The organism is Carnimonas nigrificans ATCC BAA-78, assembly GCF_000526695.1.
Classification (GTDB): domain Bacteria; phylum Pseudomonadota; class Gammaproteobacteria; order Pseudomonadales; family Halomonadaceae; genus Carnimonas; species Carnimonas nigrificans.
The window spans coordinates 1-1,142 of the sequence record NZ_JAGO01000009.1 but is presented as its reverse complement, the minus strand read 5'-3'; the positions used below and the strand labels follow the sequence as shown (position 1 = coordinate 1,142).

At 52.4% G+C, this 1,142-nt stretch carries 1 rRNA gene; it reads right to left on the bottom strand.

The features are described from left to right. Positions 1-941, bottom strand: a 23S ribosomal RNA gene (locus L881_RS0101210); the annotation flags it as partial. Between the last annotated feature and the right edge of the window lie 201 nt (positions 942-1,142).

Sequence of the window (1,142 nt, the reverse complement as noted above, 5' to 3'; positions counted from 1 at the left end):
CCCGCCGTGTGTCTCCCACGCTGCACTCATCGGTATTCGGAGTTTGCCTCGGGTTGGTAACCCGGGATGGGCCCCTAGCCGAAACAGTGCTCTACCCCCGATGGTGATACGTGAGGCGCTACCTAAATAGCTTTCGAGGAGAACCAGCTATCTCCGGGCTTGATTAGCCTTTCACTCCGATCCACAAGTCATCCGAATCTTTTTCAACAGATCCCGGTTCGGTCCTCCAGTTGATGTTACTCAACCTTCAACCTGCTCATGGATAGATCGCCCGGTTTCGGGTCTATTTCCAGCAACTATTCGCCCAGTTAAGACTCGGTTTCCCTACGCCTCCCCTATACGGTTAAGCTCGCTACTGAAAATAAGTCGCTGACCCATTATACAAAAGGTACGCAGTCACTCTCTAAAGAGCTCCCACTGCTTGTACGCACACGGTTTCAGGATCTATTTCACTCCCCTCTCCGGGGTTCTTTTCGCCTTTCCCTCACGGTACTGGTTCACTATCGGTCAGCCAGGAGTATTTAGCCTTGGAGGATGGTCCCCCCATATTCAGTCAAAGTTTCACGTGCTCCGACCTACTCGATTTCACCATCATTGCCCTTTCGTGTACGGGGCTATCACCCTGTGTTGCGCGACTTTCCAGACGCTTCCACTAGAACAATGATGACTTAAGGGCTACTCCCCGGTCGCTCGCCGCTACTGGGGGAATCTCAATTGATGTCTTTTCCTCGGGGTACTTAGATGTTTCAGTTCTCCCGGTTCGCCTCCGCACCCTATGTATTCAGGTACGGATACTCACCTTATGGTGAGTGGGTTTCCCCATTCAGAGATCACTGGATCAAAGGTCATTTGCCACCTCCCCAGTGCTTATCGCAGGCTGTCACGTCTTTCATCGCCTCTGGCTGCCAAGGCATCCACCGTGTGCGCTTAATCGCTTGACCATATAACCCGAAGGGGTCATAAGTCAGAAGCAACGCAGCTACGCGTTACTTCCAGCCGATTAATCACGATTTTCGCCGGATACGCTTGAGACGTATCTCACTGCCACTCGCTTGACACTCCCGCTGATAATGAGAGTGACTGACGATCTGTGTGGCAGACCAGCGCTTACTTCAAACAGTGCCCCTGGAGGAGCAACCATT